The organism is Ectobacillus panaciterrae DSM 19096, assembly GCF_000430785.1.
GTDB lineage: Bacteria > Bacillota > Bacilli > Bacillales > Bacillaceae_G > Ectobacillus > Ectobacillus panaciterrae.
Map to the genome: position 1 here is coordinate 91,356 of NZ_AUMR01000013.1, position 19,951 is coordinate 111,306.

A 19,951-nucleotide genomic window follows, 5' to 3' on the forward strand; every position below is an offset into this window, starting at 1 on the left:
AAAAGCGGAGCCGGCTCGTTCAGGCGCAGGAGCTGGACATGCCTTCAGTTTTTATATTTAATACGGTAAAGAAAAGGCCTTTTGGGCCTTTTCTTTTTGAAGGGAGCATGCTGATGAAGGTTGCGATTGGATCATTAAATAAAACAAAGATCGGAGCTGTTCGAAATGTGCTGACAGATGAAGAGCTGCTGCCTGTAGCAGTGCCATCGGGCGTAGCAGCTCAGCCGTTTTCCGATGAGGAAACGATGAATGGCGCCGTGAATCGTGCAAGGAAAGCGCTAGAGGAAACAGAAGCCGACATCGCAATTGGTCTTGAGGGCGGTGTGGTGGAAACGGCTCATGGTCTTTTTTTATGCAACTGGGGAGCGCTTGCCGCGCGTTCCGGTGTAACGCTTCTTGCAGGAGGCGCACGTATCAAGCTGCCAGATGAGTTTTTAGAGTCGCTGAAGCAAGGGCAAGAGTTGAGCGAAGTGATGGACGCGTACACAAAGCGAAAGGATATCCGCAGCAATGAAGGCGCAATCGGCATTTTTACGAGCGGATATGTCAATCGTGAAGAAATGTTCACGCATGTGGCAAAGCTGTTAATGGGACAGTATAAATACTACGGAGCATAATTGTTGCACGCACTTTGTTTATAGGTTTTAATGATTGCAGACACGAATTTGGAGGAGGACGTTATGATGAAAAAGCTGGAAAGCATGGAGCAATTGCAAGCGGTAAAAACAGAAGGAAAGGTTATCTTCTTATTTTCAGCAGACTGGTGCCCGGATTGCCGTTTTATCGACCCGTTTATGCCGGAAGTAGAGGGGAAATATAAAGAGTTCACATTCTATTATGTAGACCGCGATAAATTTATTGACTTATGCATAGAAATGGACGTATTCGGAATTCCAAGCTTCGTTGCATTCGACCACGGGAAAGAAATCGGCCGTTTCGTAAACAAGGACAGAAAAACACAAGAGCAAATTGAGGCGTTTATTGAAGGATTACAATAAAACTCCGCCAAGAAAGGAGTGATTGCTATGAAAATGAACAGCAAAAAAATGAAGGACGAGCTCATGAAGCGTCTTGATCGTCCGGAATGGGCATTTCATCATGACCCTGAAAAGGATACGCTTCGTGTAGAAAATAAAGAAACAAAAAAAGGAATTACAGTTGCTTTGCCTGGCATTATAGCCAAATGGGAAATGAAGAAAGAGAAAGCGATTGAAGAGATTGTTTATTACGTAGAAGAGGCGCTGCTTGCTATGCATAAGGAAGAAGCAGAAACAACACGTATTTTTCCTGTTATTCGCTCTGCTTCATTTCCAGCAGAGCAGGAGGAAGGAAATCCGTTTGTGACTGCTTCGCATACAGCAGAAACGCGTATTTATTATGCATTGGATTCAGAGAAAACGTATCGTTTAATTGATACGAGATTATTAGGACAGCTGGGCTTGGAAGAGCAGCAAATGAAAGAGATGGCCCTTTTTAACGTTCGCTCTCTTTCACGAAAAATGAAAAAGGACGAAGTGGCGGGAAACATCTTCTATTTCTTTAATGCGAACGACGGCTACGATGCAAGCCGCATTCTTGATGATTCTCTTTTGGAAGAGATGAAGCAGCAAATTACAGGTGATATGGTAGTGGCGGTTCCTCATCAGGATGTGCTGATTGTTGCTGATATTCGCAATGAAATCGGTTATGATATTATTGCGCAAATGACAATGAAGTTTTTTGCGGAAGGCCGCGTGCCGATTACATCGCTTTCCTTCATGTATGAAAATAAAGAGCTGGAGCCGATTTTCATTCTAGGAAAAAATCGTGTAAAACAAGACCGAAAGAAGTAGGAAGGATGAAAGCAGTGAACGTTTTTTACAATCGAGAAGGCATTGGGGATACACTCATTATCTCCATGCAGGACATTAGCCTGGATAACCGTATATTTGAGCGAAAGGGAGATGCAGCTCGCGTGTTTGACAGCGAAAGCAATGAGACGGCGGGCTATAACATCTTTAACGTTTCTTCACATATAGAGATTGCAGAGACAGGCACTGTAACGTTAACAGAAGAGCTTGTTGCTCAAATAAATACTATATTGGAGAAGAATGGATTTATTGAAAAAGTACAAGCTGATTTCTCTCCAAAGTTTGTAGTAGGGTATGTAAAGTCAAAAGAGAAGCATCCGAATGCTGATAAGCTGAATATCTGTCAAGTGGATATAGGAGAAGAAACAGTGCAAATCGTTTGCGGTGCACCGAACGTAGATGCAGGACAAAAGGTTGTTGTCGCGAAAATCGGTGCAGTGATGCCGAGCGGACTTGTTATTAAACCTGCAGAGCTGCGTGGTGTACCGTCTTCCGGTATGATTTGCTCTGCACGTGAGCTGGAATTGCCGGACGCTCCGCAGGAAAAAGGAATTCTAGTATTGGAAGAAAGCAGCGAAACAGGAAAACCGTTCGTATTTTAAGAACAAAAGCCGTCAGTTCAGTCTGACGGCTTTTGTTCTGTGTTAAGAAAGATAAAAGCGGGGGCGTATCCAGCTCTGCCTGAACGAGCCGGTTCCGCTTTTCTTTGATGTCCAGCTCCACCGGCAAGGCGCTGCCACCAAAGAACCCCCGCCGCATAAAGGCAAAAAGCGCCTTTCTGGGCAGGGAACCTTTGGTTCTGCGCCTGAACGAGCCGGCTCCGCTTTTCGTTGGGATGCGGGAGCAATTTTTTCTACACTTTTTGCCGAATGCTGTTACAATAAAGGGTGTTACTATTGGGGAGAAAGAGTGGTAATGCATGTTAGATTGGATGAAAAAGCTGTTAAAGAAAGAGGAAAGTGATGCAGACGATTCCGTTATTCTTGAAGCGGAACAGTATCAAGCGCAAAAAAACAACAAAAAAGTAGTGTCTGATTCATATCCAAATGGCAAGTTTCGTTTTCCGGTTATACCTGATAACAGGCAAGTAAACCGCCCTGCCCCGATCCCGTTTAAAGAACGGCAGGCAGAACCGCCAAAAGAAAGTCAGCCGCAGCCTATGCCGGTTGCAAAAATGATAAAACCAGATCCTAAGCCGATGCAAGTACGTGAACCATCACAGGACACAGTCGTGTTCAAACCGGCTCAGCCGAAGCAAGAATCGCCATCACCGAAAGAAAAAAAAGAAAAACAAGTGAATCGGGGTCCGTTTCGTCTTACAGAGACGATTTCACCTGTTTTTGGCTACAGCCGTCCGAATGAAGATTTATGGAAAAAGGAGCCGGCGCCAGATCTTATTTTATCTTCAGAGAGCTTATCCGTAGTAGATGCTTGGTTAGTAAAGAACGGTTTTCTCGACGCTCCTCTTGAGGTAGAAGAACCAGAGCATATATATATAGAGGAAGAATTGTTCTATGAAGATGAAAATATCAAAGAAGAGCTTATAAGTGATGAAGACTCTGTTGTGTATGAAGAATTTGAGACGCCTGTTTTGAATGAGGAACTTTGCTCTGAAGATCGAGCGGAGACGAAGCAGGGAAGCATCGATTTTCCGAAGAGAGATTCGGTTGCAGAACCGGAGATTGTTATTGAAGGCGCAGCAAGAATAGAAGAGCCGTTCATAATTAGTGGTGTTATAGCAGAAGAGAATATTTCCATGCCAGAACATATATCAGTACAAGAAGATATGGCAGAAGATGTGATACAAGATATAACGATTGAAGAAATAGAAGAACAGGATTCTTCATATGGCGAAGAACTGACGGACGAACAAACTTCTTCTGGGGAAAATAAAGAAGAAGCGTTTGAAGAAGAGCCAGCATACGACGATTATGCTGCGTCAGTACAAATGCAAAATATACCTTCAGAGCCTGCGGACATACAGCATGTTCCGCCAGAGCAAACGGAGGAATATGCGGAACCTTTTATTGCTGCGGATGAACGAGAGCATAAAGAACAAGAAGCGCCGCGGCGCGAGAAGAAGCGTTTCGTTCCATACAATGTGGTTATGCTGAAGCGGGATAAGCTGAAGCTGGCAGGTCGTCAAGTCAAGAATGCGGAGCCGCCGCAAAAAGCAACGGAGCCTGCCGAGGAAGAAGAGCCGCCGCTATATGCATTTCCGTCCTTTGGACTTTTGAGTATACCAAATGCGCCGGCATCAAACGATGAAGAATGGCTGGAAGAACAAAAACAGCTTTTGGATACAACATTTGAAAACTTCCATGTTGGTGCGAAAGTGATTCATGTGACGCAAGGACCGGCTGTTACGAGATTTGAAGTGCAGCCGGAGCCTGGCGTGAAAGTGAATAAAATTACAAACTTGTCCGATGATATTAAGCTGAATTTAGCGGCGCGGGATATACGTATAGAAGCGCCGATTCCCGGCAAAAATGCGGTCGGGATTGAAGTGCCAAATCGAACGAGCAAGCCGGTATTTTTACGGGAGATTTTACGAAGTCCTGTGTTTACAAAAAGCGAATCCCCATTAACAGTAGCGCTTGGACTTGATATTTCCGGCATGCCGATTGTAACGGATATTCGCAAAATGCCGCATGGGCTGATTGCGGGTGCTACCGGTTCAGGAAAAAGTGTATGCATTAATGCGATTCTAACAAGCATTTTATACAAAGCTCTGCCGCATGAAGTAAAGCTTTTGCTCATCGACCCGAAAATGGTAGAGCTTGCGCCTTACAACGAAGTGCCGCATCTTGTATCTCCAGTAATTACCGATGTAAAAGCGGCCACTGCGGCATTAAAATGGGCAGTGGAGGAAATGGAGCGGCGCTACGAGCTTTTTGCCCATGCCGGAGCACGCGATTTGACACGCTATAACGATTTAGTAAAACAACATGCGGCAAACGGTCAGCAATTGCCGTACATCGTCATTGTAATTGATGAGCTCGCAGATCTTATGATGGTATCTCCCGCTGATGTCGAAGAAGCAATTTGCCGGATTGCACAAAAAGCGAGAGCCTGTGGCATACACTTGCTTGTTGCCACGCAGCGGCCGTCCGTTGATGTTATTACCGGATTGATTAAAGCAAATATTCCAACCCGTGTTGCGTTTACTGTGTCTTCACAGGTAGATTCTCGTACCATTATAGATATGAGCGGTGCTGAGAAGCTTTTGGGACGCGGGGATATGCTGTTCCTGGAAAATGGAACAGGAAAACCGGTTCGTGTGCAAGGTGTGTACGTATCGGATGAGGAGATTGAGCGTACCGTTGCTCACGTAAAGCGAGAGATGAAACCCGATTACCTATTCCAGCAGGAAGATTTGCTTGCGAAGGTAGAACAGCATGAAGCAGAGGACGAGCTGTTTTTGGAAGCATGTCAGTTTGTGCTTGATCAAGGGGGAGCATCTACATCCTCTTTACAAAGAAGGTTCCGCATAGGCTATAACCGTGCAGCTCGTCTTATGGAAGAGATGGAGATGCAGGGTATCATTTCGGAGGCGCGCGGGACGAAGCCGCGCGATGTTCTCATTACGGAAGATGAGTTAGCCGCTATGCAGGATAACGTGTAAAGTAATTTCCACGCGTCGATTCATGTTAGATCTCTTCTTAATAGAGACAAGGACGATTAGAGCAAAAGTATTTACCTCATACTAAAAAGAAAGATGAGAGCAGAGCAGGGAGCTTAGTATATGAAAGAGATAGAATTAAAGTTGCAGGGACAGATTAATCGACTTACAAATCATACGTTCAAGTTTGATGAGCGCGTTGGCGAAGGCTGGTTTTCCGCTGTATATTTCTTAAAAACGCGCGACATCGTTAAAGAATTTTGTTCGGGCGCCATCGTAACAATGCAGTTTTTTCAAAAGGAGCATGCGGTGCTGTGCGGAACAGACGAAGTTATTGCGTTGTTAGAGACTTTCGCAGATCACCCGGAAGAGCTGGAGGTTCATTCCTTAAAAGATGGAGACCAAATCAGCCCATTTGAAACAGTTCTTACAATCCGCGGAAGATACGAGGACTTCGGATACTTAGAAGGTGTGATTGACGGCATATTGGCACGCCGCACTTCCGTTGCTACAAACGTATACAATGTTGTGCAGGCAGCCCGAAGCGGCGGGAAGAATAAACCTATTATTTTCATGGGGGACCGTGATGATCATTTTACGCAGCAAGCAGGGGATGGATACGCAGCTCACATTGGCGGCACGAGCGCCCAAGCGACGCATGCAATGAATGAATGGTGGGGCAAGAGCGGGATGGGAACTATGCCCCATGCGCTTATTCAAATGTTTGACGGGGATGTCGTACAAGCAGCACATGCATATTACAAGAAATTTCCCGAAGACGACTTGGTTGTTCTGATTGATTACAACAATGATGTAATTACTGATGCGCTCAGAGTTGCACGAGAATTTGGCGCTGAATTAAAAGGCGTCCGTGTTGATACATCTCGTACTATGATTGATCAGTATTTCATCCGCCATCCCGAGGTGTTGGGCACATTCGACCCGCGCGGAGCAAATCCGTCCCTTATTTTTGCGCTTCGTAAAGCATTGGATGACGAAGGGTTCCATCATGTGAAAATCGTTGTGAGCGGCGGCTTTGATCAAAAGCGCATTCGAGAGTTCGAAGCCCAGAACGTTCCGGTTGACATGTACGGAGTCGGCGGCAGTTTATTGAAAATAAATATCGGCTTTACCGGTGATAATGTAGAATTAAATGGCAAGCCGGCGGCAAAGGCTGGACGAAAGTATCGTCCGAATCCGCGTTTAGAACGAGTGGAACTCAAGAGAATAGAAACTCAATAACAGAAAAACATGATAGAGAATATTCTCTGTCATGTTTTTCTGTCTCGTGTAGCAAACTGATTTTTGATATAATAGGTATGTTGTGACTCGATATAGAGTTATGTGGCGTTTATGAATATGTATATATGAAGAAAATATGGGGATATTCCCAAATCGAGAAAACCATCATATACTGTCTTACAGATAGGTCGTTGGATTAGTTACAGATGTTGGAGGTTCTTTAAAATGACAGTTTACCATTTTGTAGGGATTAAAGGTACAGGTATGAGTGCCCTTGCACAAATCCTACATGATATGAAGAATACCATTCAAGGCTCGGATGTAGAAAAATATTTCTTTACGCAAGCGGAGCTGGAAAAGAGAGATATCACGATTCTACCATTTGATCAAAACAACATTCAAGAAGGGCAAGTCATTATTGCCGGAAATGCGTTTCCTGACACGCACGAAGAAATTGTAGCAGCAAGAGAACTGAATTTGCCTGTATATCGCTATCATCATTTCTTAGGCGATTTGATGAGCCGTCATACGAGCATTGCAGTTTCTGGCGCACATGGAAAGACGTCTACAACCGGATTATTATCTCATGTAGTTCGAGGTGCTTACCCGACTTCTTATTTAATCGGGGATGGAACAGGAAACGGCGTAGAAGATAGCAAATACTTTGTGTTTGAGTCTTGCGAATATCGCAGACATTTCTTGTCTTATCATCCCGACTATGCAATCATGACAAACATCGATTTTGATCACCCTGATTATTTCAAGGATATTCATGATGTATTCAGTGCGTTTCAAGAGATGGCATTGCAGGTGAAAAAAGGGATTATCGCATGCGGCGATGATGAGCAGCTGCAAAAAATTCAAGCGAAAGTACCTGTTATCTTCTACGGTCTCGGTGAAGATAACGATTTCCAAGCACGCAACATACAGAAAGCCACAGACGGAACAACGTTTGACGTATTTGTTCGTAATACATTCTATGGCACATTCCGCATTACAGGATACGGCAATCACAGCGTATTGAACGCGTTAGCTGTAATCGCGCTTTGTCATTATGAAAATATTGATGTAGAGATTGTGAAAGAGCAGTTAACAACTTTTAAGGGCGTAAAACGCCGTTTTAGCCAAAAAACGCTTGGTAGCCAAATCATCATCGATGATTATGCTCACCACCCAACAGAAATCACAGCGACGATTGAAGCGGCGCGTCAGAAGTATCCAGAGCGCGAGATTGTAGCAGTTTTCCAGCCGCATACATTCACCCGTACAAAGAAGTTTTTAGATGAGTTTGCCGAAAGCTTACAAAAAGCAGACCAAGTATATTTATGTGATATTTTCGGCTCCGCTCGGGAAAATCAAGGCGAGCTTTCGATTCAAGATCTGCAGCAGCGCATTGACGGTGCAGAATTGATCAGTGTTATGACAACAGAAGTATTGAAAAGACATACAACCGGAGTATTGATTTTCATGGGTGCTGGAGATATTCAGAAGTTCGAAAAAGCATATGAGAAAGAAGTACAAGTAAAATAGCTGTTTTATGAGATAAAAGGGATGCGAGAACAATCGCATCCCTTTTATTGGCCTAAGGGAACACGTTAAATAGAAGGCTCGAATGTTTTGCAGTCTGTTTCTTGGGAGTTGTCCGCTTGTTTCCCTTTATGGCTCACCACATAGATTTGTGAAGCATCGCATCGATTTCCATCCGCCCAATATGCACAGTTGTTTACTTCGCATAAAACATCTTTTGCCATTATGAATTCCTCCTTTAGCATTTCTTGAAGTATGCATTTCATTCGGAAATGTCATACAAGCTTTAGTTTTCCCATGTAAAGCATTAGTCTATACGCAGAAAAAATGCATAAAAGAGAATATAAAAAAGAGCGGAGAGCCGCTCTTTTACTGTTATTTTAAGTTTTCAGGGTTTAATCCCTCAAGCTCTGGAATTACAAAAAGGCCGTCTTTGCGAATCAAAACATCGTCAAAATAAATTTCGCCGCCGCCGTAATCAGGGCGCTGGATGCATACTAAATCCCAGTGAATATTGGAGTTATTGCCATTGTATGCTTCATCATAAGCTTGTCCCGGCGTGAAGTGGAAGCTGCCGTCAATTTTCTCATCAAACAAGATATCTCCCATCGGATGGAGAATATATGGATTCACGCCAATTGCGAATTCGCCGATATAACGAGCGCCTTCGTCTGTATCAAAAATTTTGTTGATGCGCTCTGTATCGTTTGCAGTCGCTTCTGTGATCTTACCTTCCTTGAATGTAAGCTGTACGTTTTCAAATGTATAGCCATTGTAAGGAGATGGTGTGTTGTACGTGATTGTGCCGTTTATAGAATCCTTTACAGGAGCCGTAAACACTTCCCCGTCTGGAATGTTCATTTGACCTGCGCATTTGATGGCTGGAATATCTTTAATGGAGAAGGCTAAATCTGTGCCCGGTCCTGTAATGCGAACCTTATCTGTTTTGTTCATAAGCTCTACAAGGCTGTCCATCGCTTCGCTCATTTTTCCGTAATCCAGGTTGCATACGTCAAAATAGAAGTCTTCAAACGCTTCTGTGCTCATTTTAGCAAGCTGCGCCATAGAAGAATTCGGGTAGCGAAGCACAACCCAGCGTGTTTTTGGAACGCGAATGTCTCTATGTACCTTTTGTCCGACTGTTTGACCGTGAACTTTCATTTTATCGCTTGGCACATCAGCAAGCTCATTAATGTTATCACCGGAACGAAGACCAATGTAGGCATCCATATTTTTCATTACATTTGCTTCAAATTCCGCAACTTGAGAGAAGTGCTCTTCTGTTGCACCCATCATCAATGCGCGGTCCACTTGATGGTCTTTTAAGGAAACAAACGGATAACCGCCTGCTTTGTATGCTTCTTTTACAAGCGCTGTTACAAGTTCTCGCTGCAAGCCGAAATTCTCAATCAATACTTTTTCGCCTTTTTGAAGCTTTACAGAATAGTTAATTAAATTATGCGCTAATGTTTCAATGCGCGGATCTTTCATATATGTACCCTCCTTTTTCTCTACTTCTCTATTGTAACCAACTTCACCCCATTTGTTTACTATATATGAGTGAATGATAATTTCGACATGTCCATGTGCTATGTGCACCCAAAAGGAGTATGGTATACTTCTTCTCTCTGGTTTACTCTTGCATGAACCACTACAAAGGTTTGACCGCTTCTGCACGTCTTTTGATCTCTCCCTACTATCAAAAGACGTTTTTTTATTCACTTGTATATAGTTGCTATTCAAGTTATCGAAAAAATAAGACAATTAGCTGAATAATTACATTTTGATTACTTCTAAGTGAAGGATTAGAATAGAGGGAAATTTAATTGTATAATAATAACAAAATCATCTGAAGGAGTGAAGCGCATGAATATTCTTTTATATTTAAGTATAGCTCTTATTGCGGTAGCATTTGCTGCATTGGTTGTATATCTTTGCAACACGCTCGTTTCGTTGCGAAAAACATTAGAGAACTTGGCAAGTACAACAGCTTCTCTGGAAAAACAGCTTCAAGGCATTACAAATGAAACAGAACAACTCTTACATAAAACGAATGCTTTAGCAGAAGATATTCAACAGAAGTCTCAATCTTTAAACACAGTCGTTCAATCGGTGGAAGGAATCGGTACAACAATTAACTCTCTAAATACAAAGATTCGTACCATTACAACATCCGTTACAGCTCAAGCGGAGCAAAATGCGGATAAGGTTGCACAAGCGATGCAATGGGGCACAGCGGCCATGGAAGTATATGACCGTCTGCGCAAGAAGAGAAAACAAAAGGAAATCGTTGAAGAACGCAAAGAGGAAAGAATTCCAGTTCGAGTTCGAGGTGAATAATATGAACAAGTTAGAAACAGCAGAACAGCTTGAAAAGGCGCTGTCAGAGAATCCAGTCTGTATCTTATTTAAGCATAGCTTGACATGTCCAATTAGTCAGGGAGCATTTCAGGAATTTCAAGCGTACATGGCAGAACAAAAAGAAGTGCCTGCATTTTATTTATACGTACAAGATGCGAGACCGCTATCTAATGAAATTGCTGAGCGCTTCGGCATTCGCCATGAATCGCCGCAAGTATTATACGTGAAAAATGGAAGTGTTATATGGAATGAATCGCATTGGAATATTACACAGAAATCATTGCAAGAGCATATTAATTCATAAAAGCCAGGCTGCTCGCCTGGTTTTTTTAGCAAAAAATTATAAAATTTCGTGGTAATGCTTTTTATCATAAATTAGGCGAGAATACCTCCGCTTCAAGCGTGTGAATGGTGTGTAACGGTAAGTGGGGGAGGTTCATTTCTCCTTCTGTTTGCAGTATGCAACACAATGCTTAGGAAAAGACATAGAGGAGTTACTACATTCTGCAGGTGCTCTACACCCGTTTAAAAAGAATCTAACTTTTTTTATTTTTTCAAAAATAAAGTTGACGAAATGCAGAATTATGGTATTAAATAAGAAAAATACATTGTTTATATATTCGTAAAATGTAGTATGTGAAGTGACATTCGTTTATGTATTCGTTATAATGAAGTATCTTTATTGGGACAATTTATCATCTTTAAAGGGAGTGTTTAATTTGTCATCTAAAGACTTGGAAGCATTGCGAACGCAAATTGATGAAACGAATTTAAAGCTTTTAAAATTGTTGAATGAGCGCGGTCGGCTTGTTCAAGAGATTGGAAAGCTGAAGGAAGTGCAGGGCGTAAAACGATTTGATCCGGTGCGTGAGCGCAATATGCTGGATTTAATTGCCGAGCACAACGACGGACCATTTGAAACTTCCACGCTTCAGCACATTTTTAAAACAATCTTCAAAACGGCTCTGGAGCTTCAAGAAGACGATCATCGCAAAGCGCTTCTCGTTTCCCGTAAGAAGAAGCCGGAAGATACGATTGTTGATGTGAAAGACGAAAAAATCGGTGACGGCAACACGCATTTTATTATGGGGCCATGCGCTGTTGAAAGCTACGAGCAGGTAAAGCTTGTTGCGCAAGCAATGAAAGAGCGCGGCTTGAAGTTAATGCGCGGCGGTGCCTTCAAACCGAGAACGTCTCCGTATGATTTCCAAGGTCTTGGCGTAGAAGGTTTGAAAATTCTTCGTCAGGTGGCAGATGAGCTCGATATGGCTGTTATCAGTGAAATTTTAAATCCGAGCGATATTGAAATGGCGCTTGATTATGTAGACGTTATTCAAATCGGCGCACGCAACATGCAGAACTTTGAATTATTGAAGGCTGCAGGTTCTGTTAACAAGCCGGTATTATTGAAGCGCGGTTTATCTGCGACAATTGAAGAGTTCATGTATGCAGCCGAGTACATTATCGCACAAGGGAACGGTCAAATTATCTTATGCGAGCGCGGCATTCGCACATATGAAAAAGCGACGCGTAACACCCTGGATATTTCTGCAGTGCCTATTTTGAAGAAGGAAACACATTTGCCGGTTGTCGTGGATGTAACGCACTCCACTGGCCGCAGAGACTTGCTTTTGCCAACGGCGAAAGCAGCATTGGCAATCGGTGCTGATGCAGTTATGGCCGAGGTACATCCAGATCCGGCCGTTGCATTATCTGATTCCGCTCAGCAGATGAACATCCCGCAATTTCATGAATTTATGAACGAATTGCAATCGTTCAAAATAGTGAACTCCTGAAAATAAAGCCTATGCATAAGCAATGCATAGGCTTTTCGTTGCCGTATAAAATTTCGGAAGCATGTCTAGCTTCACCGGCTAGCTCCTCCTGTCAGAGGTTCTCTACCAATTGCTGGCAGCGCTTTTCTTAAGAACCAAGAATTTTTTTTATACATTTGAGGGAAAATATTGTCTGAATAAGTATTTGTATCGTATGATAAAAAGGACATGTAACTTTTTTCACATCTTCAGTTATGTGATGTCTTTTTCATAATTGTAAAACGTTACTACATAACATAGATTACAGAAAATAAAAGGAGCGTATGGCAAGATGAATGTAACAATATATGATGTGGCTCGCGAAGCAAACGTCTCTATGGCGACAGTTTCCCGCGTAGTGAACGGCAATCCCAACGTAAAACCAACAACAAGAAAAAAGGTATTGGAAGCCATTGAACGATTAGGATATCGTCCGAATGCGGTCGCGCGCGGTCTCGCAAGCAAGAAAACGACAACAGTCGGCGTAATCATTCCCGACATCTCCAGTATCTTCTATGCGGAGCTTGCACGCGGCATTGAAGATATTGCAACAATGTACAAGTACAATATTATCTTGAGCAACTCTGACCAAAATAAGGAAAAAGAGATGCATTTATTGAACACAATGCTTGGAAAACAAGTAGACGGCATTGTATTCATGAGTGAAAACATTACGGAAGAGCATGTGGAGGAGTTTGAAAAATCTCCGGTTCCGATTGTGCTCGCGGCATCCTTTGATGAAAAAAGTGCAACGCCGTCCGTTAACATCGATTACGAGCAAGCTGCATTCGATGCAGTGAAGTATTTATTGGATAAAGAACATACGCGCGTCGCGTTTGTATCCGGGCCTTTCGAGCACGCAGCAGCTGAAGTGAAGAAGATGAAAGGGTATAAGAGTGCCTTAGAGGAAGCTGGAATCGCATATGATGAAGAGCTTGCAGTAGAAGGAGAGTTCACTTATGATTCCGGTATGGAAGCCTTTGACAAGCTTTGGGAGCTCTCTGAAAAGCCAACGGCGATTTTTGTAGCCTCTGACGAAATGGCATTAGGCGTAATTCACGGGGCGCAGGATAAAGGGATTCATATTCCGAATGATGTAGAAGTGATCGGCTTTGACAACACGCGTTTGGCAACGATGGTGCGCCCGCAGTTAACAACAGTTGTCCAGCCTATGTATGATATCGGAGCAGTAGCGATGCGACTCTTAACAAAATATATGAACAAAGAGACAGTGGAAGATCATGCTGTCGTCTTGCCGCATCGCATTCAATTCCGCAAGTCTACGAAAGAGTAAGGCGTGCGTGCAATTGAATGAGAAAAATTAATAACGTTTAAATAAGCCGGTGTCCTATATGGGGCATCGGCTTGTTTGTTAGCAGCATTTCCTCTATTGATTCTTAATGGTAACTGGGATGATGAGCATTATGACGATTTAGAGCAGGGGTTGAATATATAGATCTGAACTGGTTTACACTTACAGTAAGATGTCGAGTGAATGATTAAGATAAACAAGGATGATTAAAATGAAGAATAGATTTTTAATTGGAGAGATGTCAAAATTACACAATACTTCGATTAAAACACTGAGGTATTACGATGAAATAGGATTATTCGAACCAATAGAAATTGATGAGAATAATGGATATAGATATTACTCAACTGAACAATTTGAACAATTAAACACAATAAATTATTTGAAGGCTTTAGGATTATCTTTAAAAGAGATTAAGGTACAACTCGAAAATAGGGACATTGAATATTTTTTAAAGTTATTGAAAAAACAAAAAGAAATAACTGAAAATAAAATTAAAGAATTAGAGCTAATAAGAAGTAGATTTGAAAATAGAATTAAAGAATTAGATCAAGCAAGAAGAATAAAGGAATTAGAGGTTGTAATAATAAAGCATCTTCAAGAAAGAAAAATAGTGAGCTTAAAAGAAAAAATTTGTTCAGAACCTGAATTAGAATTATCCTTAAGGAAATTAGAGAATATATCTAATAAGGATTCCTCTATATTTATAGGTGGAGTAGGGCTTACAGTTGCTATACATAATATTAAAAAGATGAAGTTTAATGAATATAATTCAATATTTATTTTATTAGAGGAAGACCTCGTTGATACTAAATTAGTAACAACATTGCAACAAAGTGAATATGCTTGTATTTATTATAGAGGAAATCATAATGATTCTCCTAAGTATTATAGAATCTTATTAGATTATATAGATAAAAATGGGCTTCAAATAATTGGGGATTCTATAGAAAGAACAATAATTGACCAATTTATTTCAAAAAATAAAGAAGACTATCTTACAGAGATACAAATACCAGTAGCAAAATTGACCCTCCAGTAACTGGAGGGTCTAAAATAAACATAGAGATTTATTCTCTGTGTTTATTTTTTTATGTTTAACCAATTGAAGTCATACTAAGAAAGGAATGTTGCAATGTTTACTTTAACTACACTATTGTTATTTATCGGCACATCAATCTTACTGATTCTTGTTCCCGGGCCAGATCTTATCTTCACTATCACACAAGGAATGGCAAATGGTAGAAAAGCTGGGATTTCCACTGCAATTGGACTAAGTCTAGGAAACACCGTACACACACTAGCGGCAGCTCTTGGTCTATCCATTATTATTAAAACCTCAGCAGTAGCATTTACCATTTTTAAAACATTCGGGGCTGTTTATTTGTTTTATCTAGCTTACAAAGCGATAAAACACAGAAAAGAATCAATAAATATGGACTCAGAAAAAGTTAACAATACGAAAGGTCTTTTTCTGCGCGGATTTTTAATGAATATTTTAAATCCTAAGGTAGCTGTTTTCTTCCTTACATTTTTACCGCAGTTTGTAAATTACGAGGGCGGAAATGCCCCCGTACAAATGTGCATTTTGGGTCTCATCTTTATTATTTTGACGGCAATTATATTTAGCTTGCTTGGATATTTTTCTGGTATTTTCCGTGATCGATTATTCAAAAAACCACGTTTTAGTGAATATATGAATGTAACAGCAGCAAGTATTTTTATTGGACTTGGAGTTAAACTTATTACAACAAAAAGATAACTGATTCTGTTCCTAAAGGTCTACCTTTATAAACAACGCTTTAATAGTACGCTCCGAAAAAAGCCTTCGAGTGTGGAGGCTTTTTTGGATTTTATAATTCACTCATATATAGAATTCTGTGACAAACTTGTATGTTTCTGGTGAAAAGATGATCACTAGAAACATAGAGCCATTCATTTTTTTCGAATTCGGAGATTAAGAAGCTAATCCAAACGGTTTATGTATGAATACTTTTTGATTTTGGGCAGACTTCACCTGCTGTAGGTGAAGTCTGCCCTTTTTCATCATATGAATGCCTTCTAGCTGCTTAAATATAGAAGTGGCTGTGCGAATATTGTGAGCATTGTATAGTTTGTTTCAATTTTTCCACCATGATTCGATCTCCTTTATGCAAGTCCCCTGACATTTAATTCAATATATCCTTTCTTTGCAAAATTTCTTTGCTATCAAAACGTAAAAAAAACAACTACAGCAAAATTTTTCGGCACCGACTGATTCTTGAATGCTATAAACTGCAAAAAAAATTGACGATAATCAATACTTAAGCTCCATATAACTGCAAAATCCCCCGAAAAATAAGTTGGCACGTAACTTGCATAATAAATTGATGAAGATTTAAAAAAACTAGGAGGTATACACATATGTCATTACCATACACTCATGAGCCATTTACGGATTTTACAAAGGAAGAAAATAAAAAAGCATTTCAAGAAGCGTTATGTTATGTCAACTCACAGCTTGGGAAAGAGTATCCGCTTGTTATCGGAGGAGAGCGCATTACGACTGATAAAAAGAGCGTATCGATAAACCCTGCTAATAAAGAAGAAATCATCGGTACGGTTGCAATGGCTGACGAAGAGTTAGCTGAGAAAGCTATGCAAGCAGCGTTGACGGCCTTTGAAACTTGGAAAAAATGGGACCCGCAACATCGCGCTAATATTTTATTCCGTGCAGCTGCTATTCTTCGTCGCCGTAAGCATGAATTTTCAAGCTATCTCGTTAAAGAATCAGGAAAACCATGGAAGGAAGCGGATGCGGATACAGCTGAAGCGATTGACTTTTTAGAGTATTATGCTCGCCAAATGGTGAGATTAAAGCCAGGTGTTCCAGTGAACAGCCGCCCGGGAGAAATCAATACATTTACTTATATCCCACTTGGAGTAGGCATTATTATTTCGCCATTTAACTTCCCGTTAGCTATCATGGCTGGAACGACGGTAGCAGCAATTGTTTCTGGAAACACTGTGATTCTTAAGCCTGCAGATTCGACACCGGTCATTGCGGCTAAGTTTGTAGAGGTAATGGAGGAAGCTGGACTTCCGGCGGGCGTTTTGAACTTCGTTCAGGGAGTCGGTGCTGAAATTGGTGAATATCTTGTCGATCATCCGAAAACTCGTTTTATCTCATTCACAGGTTCTCGTGCAGTAGGATGCCGCATCTATGAGCGTGCATCAAAAGTGAATCCGGGACAGATCTGGTTAAAGCGTGTCATTGCAGAAATGGGTGGTAAAGATACAGTTGTCGTTGATAAAGACGCAGATTTAGATTTAGCTGCCTCATCTATCGTTTACTCTGCATTTGGATTCTCTGGTCAGAAGTGTTCAGCTGGTTCCCGTGCGGTTGTACATCAAGATGTATACGACGAAGTGCTTGAAAAAGCGGTAGCGTTAACGAAAACATTGACGTTTGGTAATCCTGAAGATGTGAATACGTACATGGGTCCTGTCATTGATGAAAGAGCTTACAACAAGATTATGAGCTATATCGAAATTGGAAAACAAGAGGGTAAGCTGATGACAGGTGGAGAAGGGGACGACTCCAAAGGATATTTCATTCAACCTACTATTTTTGCGGATGTAGCTGAAAAGGCCCGCTTAATGCAAGAAGAAATTTTCGGCCCGGTTGTTGCTTTCTGTAAAGCACGTGACTTTGATCATATGATGGAGATTGCCAACAATACCGAGTACGGTCTTACGGGTGCATTAGTCTCTAATAATCGTGAACATATTGAACGCGCTCGTGAAGAATTCCATGTTGGAAATCTTTATTTCAATCGCGGATGTACAGGTGCCATTGTAGGATACCAGCCGTTTGGCGGATTTAATATGTCTGGAACAGACTCAAAAGCCGGCAGCCCTGACTATTTGCTTCTTCACATGCAAGCAAAAACAACATCTGAAACATTTTAATTCTTTAGTTATAGATTTTGATTTATTGAAAAACACAAAAGCCTGATCCTATATAAATGCAACTAAAAAAATCGACATAAAAACGTTTCTTTTAGGGGGAGAGAGCATCTGACTAAACGTAGAAGCGGTCAAACCCTTTTCGTGGCCCATGCAGGGGTAAAACCAGAGGGAGGGAGCGAGCGCAGTTTCCTTTTTGTTCTACGTGGCAAACGATAGATATGTCGGAATAACAAAGTAGACTTATATAGTAAGCAAAGAAAACAAGGGGTATTATTAAATGTTCTTATTCTACTATTTACGGGGGGAATATGGTGTCAACTGTGAATGTTTTAGATAAATTGTCCGAGGAACAGAAAGAAGAAAAAGAATCGCTGAATTTATTTCTTTCCACACAAACAGTTATAAAAGAGGCGTTAGATAAATTAGGGTATTCAAATAGTGTCTACGAATTATTAAAAGAGCCTATCCGAATGCTGAAAGTTCGCATACCTATCAAAATGGATGATGGTTCGGTCAAAGTGTTTACGGGTTTTCGTTCCCAGCATAACGATGCGGTAGGCCCTGCAAAAGGGGGCGTTCGCTTTCATCCTGAAGTGAGCGAAGAAGAGGTAAAAGCACTGTCCATTTGGATGAGTTTAAAATGCGGCATTGCAGATCTTCCTTACGGCGGAGGAAAGGGCGGTATTATTTGTGACCCAAGGGAAATGTCATTTGGGGAACTGGAGAGATTAAGCCGTGGATATGTTCGTGCCATCAGTCAAATTGTTGGCCCAGCAAAAGATATTCCAGCACCTGATGTGTATACGAATTCTCAAATTATGGCGTGGATGATGGATGAGTACAGCCGTCTTCGCGAATTCGACTCTCCTGGATTTATTACAGGCAAACCGCTTGTTTTAGGGGGCTCACAAGGTCGTGAAACAGCAACAGCACGCGGCGTGACGATTTGCGTTGAAGAAGCTGCCAAAGCAAAAGGCATCGACATCCAAGGTGCTCGTGTCATCGTACAAGGATTCGGAAATGCAGGAAGCTACCTCGCGAAATTCATGAAAGAGGCTGGAGCTTTAGTAGTCGGAATTTCTGACGCACACGGTGCTCTTTACGATCCAAATGGTTTGGATATTGATTACTTATTAGAAAGAAGAGACAGCTTCGGTACAGTAACAAACTTATTTAAGAATATCATTACCAACAAAGAGCTTTTGGAACAAGAATGCGACATTCTTGTTCCGGCGGCAATTTCAAACCAAATCACCGCTGACAATGCTCATCAAATCAAAGCATCGATTGTGGTAGAAGCAGCAAATGGACCAACAACGCTTGAAGCAACAAAAATTTTAACTGAAAGAGGAGTCCTCCTTGTGCCGGATATACTGGCAAGTGCAGGTGGTGTTACCGTTTCTTATTTTGAATGGGTTCAAAATAATCAGGGATATTATTGGTCAGAAGAAGAGGTTGCCCAAAAACTTCAAAAAGTAATGGTCGATTCCTTTAAAAATATTTATCAAACATCACAGGGACATCAAGTTGATATGCGTTTAGCGGCATATATGGTTGGCATAAGAAAAGCGGCTGAAGCTTCGCGCTTCCGGGGTTGGGTATAAAATTTAATTTCGATAAATCACAGCTGTATAAAAAGTGCTGGTACAAATGGTAAGGAGAACGGAAAAGGGATGAGGGTTCTACTATTACTCTTTTCATTCGGAGGGAATTTTTTATGTGGGTAATCACTGTCCATTCAGAGAACAACACTACAATGTTTGAATTTGAGAGAGAAGAAGAGGCAAGGGAAGTTTTTACGAGGCTTGAAGGCTGCAAAATCCTTTCTGAGGTGATTTACTTTAATGATTATGAGTTAGTCGAATCACGATAAGCAAGAAAAGTTTTCCTTAAAGAATTTAAATTTCGGATTCCTCTTGACGGGCACGTAGGATTAGAGCTATAATTCCCAGAATGATTAAAATATAACGTAGGTTTATATGTTTTAGGGAGATGTGTTTATGGAAGCAAAATATTGTAGAGAATCCCGAGTTATACGAACAAGTCGCGTATTCCCAAACGATGTAAATAATCATAATACATTATTTGGCGGTCGATTAATGAGCGATTTGGATCAAGTCGCGTCCATTTCCGCAGCACGCCATAGCCGAAGAGGATGTGTAACTGCTTCAACGGATTCAGTTGACTTTTTATATCCAGTTCGAACAACCGATTCAGTCTGTTTTGAATCGTATGTGACATGGACCGGTACATCATCCATGGAGGTTTTTGT

The 19,951-nt window shown here is 41.3% G+C and carries 18 protein-coding genes and 1 pseudogene; 17 read left to right on the plus strand and 2 right to left on the minus strand.

From position 1 onward, the window contains the following. The first annotated feature begins 113 nt into the window (after nt 1-113). The 7 genes and pseudogenes from H540_RS0105455 to murC all read left to right on the plus strand — a co-directional run bounded on the left by H540_RS0105455 (nt 114) and on the right by murC (nt 8,244). Nucleotides 114-617 (plus strand): DUF84 family protein, encoded by a 504-nt coding sequence (locus H540_RS0105455; protein ID WP_028399772.1) that lies wholly within the window; start codon nt 114-116, stop codon nt 615-617. Between the two features lie 66 nt (nt 618-683). Next, entirely contained in the window at nt 684-998 is a 315-nt protein-coding gene (locus tag H540_RS0105460) for a thioredoxin family protein (protein WP_028399773.1), read from the plus strand. A 27-nt stretch (nt 999-1,025) separates the two neighbouring features. After that, nucleotides 1,026-1,832: a DUF1444 domain-containing protein gene (locus tag H540_RS0105465; protein WP_028399774.1), complete on the plus strand. Its 807-nt coding sequence runs from the start codon at nt 1,026-1,028 to the stop codon at nt 1,830-1,832. A gap of 5 nt (nt 1,833-1,837) precedes the next feature. Beyond that, on the plus strand, nt 1,838-2,452 hold the full coding sequence (ytpR, locus tag H540_RS0105470; protein ID WP_028399775.1) for a YtpR family tRNA-binding protein: 615 nt from the start codon (nt 1,838-1,840) through the stop codon (nt 2,450-2,452). 1,598 nt (nt 2,453-4,050) lie between these two features. Beyond that, a pseudogene (locus tag H540_RS35470) lies at nt 4,051-5,475 on the plus strand (DNA translocase FtsK); the annotation flags it as partial. 120 nt (nt 5,476-5,595) lie between these two features. Further along, the gene (locus tag H540_RS0105485) at nt 5,596-6,714 is read left to right on the plus strand and encodes a nicotinate phosphoribosyltransferase (RefSeq protein WP_028399778.1); all 1,119 of its coding nucleotides are present in this window, start codon (nt 5,596-5,598) and stop codon (nt 6,712-6,714) included. Between the two features lie 225 nt (nt 6,715-6,939). Next, nucleotides 6,940-8,244 carry a UDP-N-acetylmuramate--L-alanine ligase gene (murC, locus tag H540_RS0105490; protein WP_028399779.1) on the plus strand — a complete coding sequence of 435 codons (1,305 nt, stop codon included), beginning with the start codon at nt 6,940-6,942 and terminating at the stop codon, nt 8,242-8,244. Between the two features lie 65 nt (nt 8,245-8,309). On the opposite strand, the gene H540_RS31800 is transcribed toward murC, so the two are convergent. Continuing rightward, a complete protein-coding gene (locus tag H540_RS31800; protein WP_081415024.1) occupies nt 8,310-8,465 on the minus strand; it encodes a DUF1540 domain-containing protein in 156 nt (51 codons plus the stop codon). A 151-nt stretch (nt 8,466-8,616) separates the two neighbouring features. Beyond that, on the minus strand, nt 8,617-9,732 hold the full coding sequence (locus H540_RS0105500; protein WP_028399780.1) for an aminopeptidase: 1,116 nt from the start codon (nt 9,730-9,732) through the stop codon (nt 8,617-8,619). A 375-nt stretch (nt 9,733-10,107) separates the two neighbouring features. Between H540_RS0105500 and H540_RS0105505 the strand changes: the two genes are divergently transcribed. From H540_RS0105505 to H540_RS31810, 10 genes are all read left to right on the plus strand, one after another. After that, nucleotides 10,108-10,581: a DUF948 domain-containing protein gene (locus H540_RS0105505; RefSeq protein ID WP_028399781.1), complete on the plus strand. Its 474-nt coding sequence runs from the start codon at nt 10,108-10,110 to the stop codon at nt 10,579-10,581. 1 nt (nt 10,582) lies between these two features. Next, entirely contained in the window at nt 10,583-10,906 is a 324-nt protein-coding gene (gene ytxJ / locus H540_RS0105510) for a bacillithiol system redox-active protein YtxJ (RefSeq protein WP_034670409.1), read from the plus strand. A 415-nt stretch (nt 10,907-11,321) separates the two neighbouring features. After that, nucleotides 11,322-12,398, plus strand: a complete 1,077-nt coding sequence (locus H540_RS0105515; protein WP_028399783.1) for a bifunctional 3-deoxy-7-phosphoheptulonate synthase/chorismate mutase — start codon at nt 11,322-11,324, stop codon at nt 12,396-12,398. Nucleotides 12,399-12,708: 310 nt separating this feature from the next. After that, nucleotides 12,709-13,710, plus strand: coding sequence for a catabolite control protein A (gene ccpA / locus H540_RS0105520; RefSeq protein WP_028399784.1), 1,002 nt, complete (start codon nt 12,709-12,711; stop codon nt 13,708-13,710). Between the two features lie 229 nt (nt 13,711-13,939). Then, nucleotides 13,940-14,770, plus strand: coding sequence for a MerR family transcriptional regulator (locus H540_RS0105525; RefSeq protein ID WP_028399785.1), 831 nt, complete (start codon nt 13,940-13,942; stop codon nt 14,768-14,770). A 93-nt stretch (nt 14,771-14,863) separates the two neighbouring features. Then, nucleotides 14,864-15,490 carry a LysE family translocator gene (locus H540_RS0105530; RefSeq protein WP_028399786.1) on the plus strand — a complete coding sequence of 209 codons (627 nt, stop codon included), beginning with the start codon at nt 14,864-14,866 and terminating at the stop codon, nt 15,488-15,490. 641 nt (nt 15,491-16,131) lie between these two features. Further along, nucleotides 16,132-17,679, plus strand: a complete 1,548-nt coding sequence (gene pruA / locus H540_RS0105540; RefSeq protein WP_028399787.1) for an L-glutamate gamma-semialdehyde dehydrogenase — start codon at nt 16,132-16,134, stop codon at nt 17,677-17,679. Between the two features lie 338 nt (nt 17,680-18,017). Further along, entirely contained in the window at nt 18,018-19,283 is a 1,266-nt protein-coding gene (locus H540_RS0105545) for a Glu/Leu/Phe/Val family dehydrogenase (protein WP_028399788.1), read from the plus strand. Between the two features lie 113 nt (nt 19,284-19,396). Beyond that, nucleotides 19,397-19,552 carry a hypothetical protein gene (locus H540_RS33990; RefSeq protein ID WP_169729568.1) on the plus strand — a complete coding sequence of 52 codons (156 nt, stop codon included), beginning with the start codon at nt 19,397-19,399 and terminating at the stop codon, nt 19,550-19,552. Between the two features lie 127 nt (nt 19,553-19,679). Continuing rightward, the coding region (locus H540_RS31810) for an acyl-CoA thioesterase (RefSeq protein WP_281172462.1) at nt 19,680-19,951 on the plus strand (272 nt) is incomplete at its 3' end.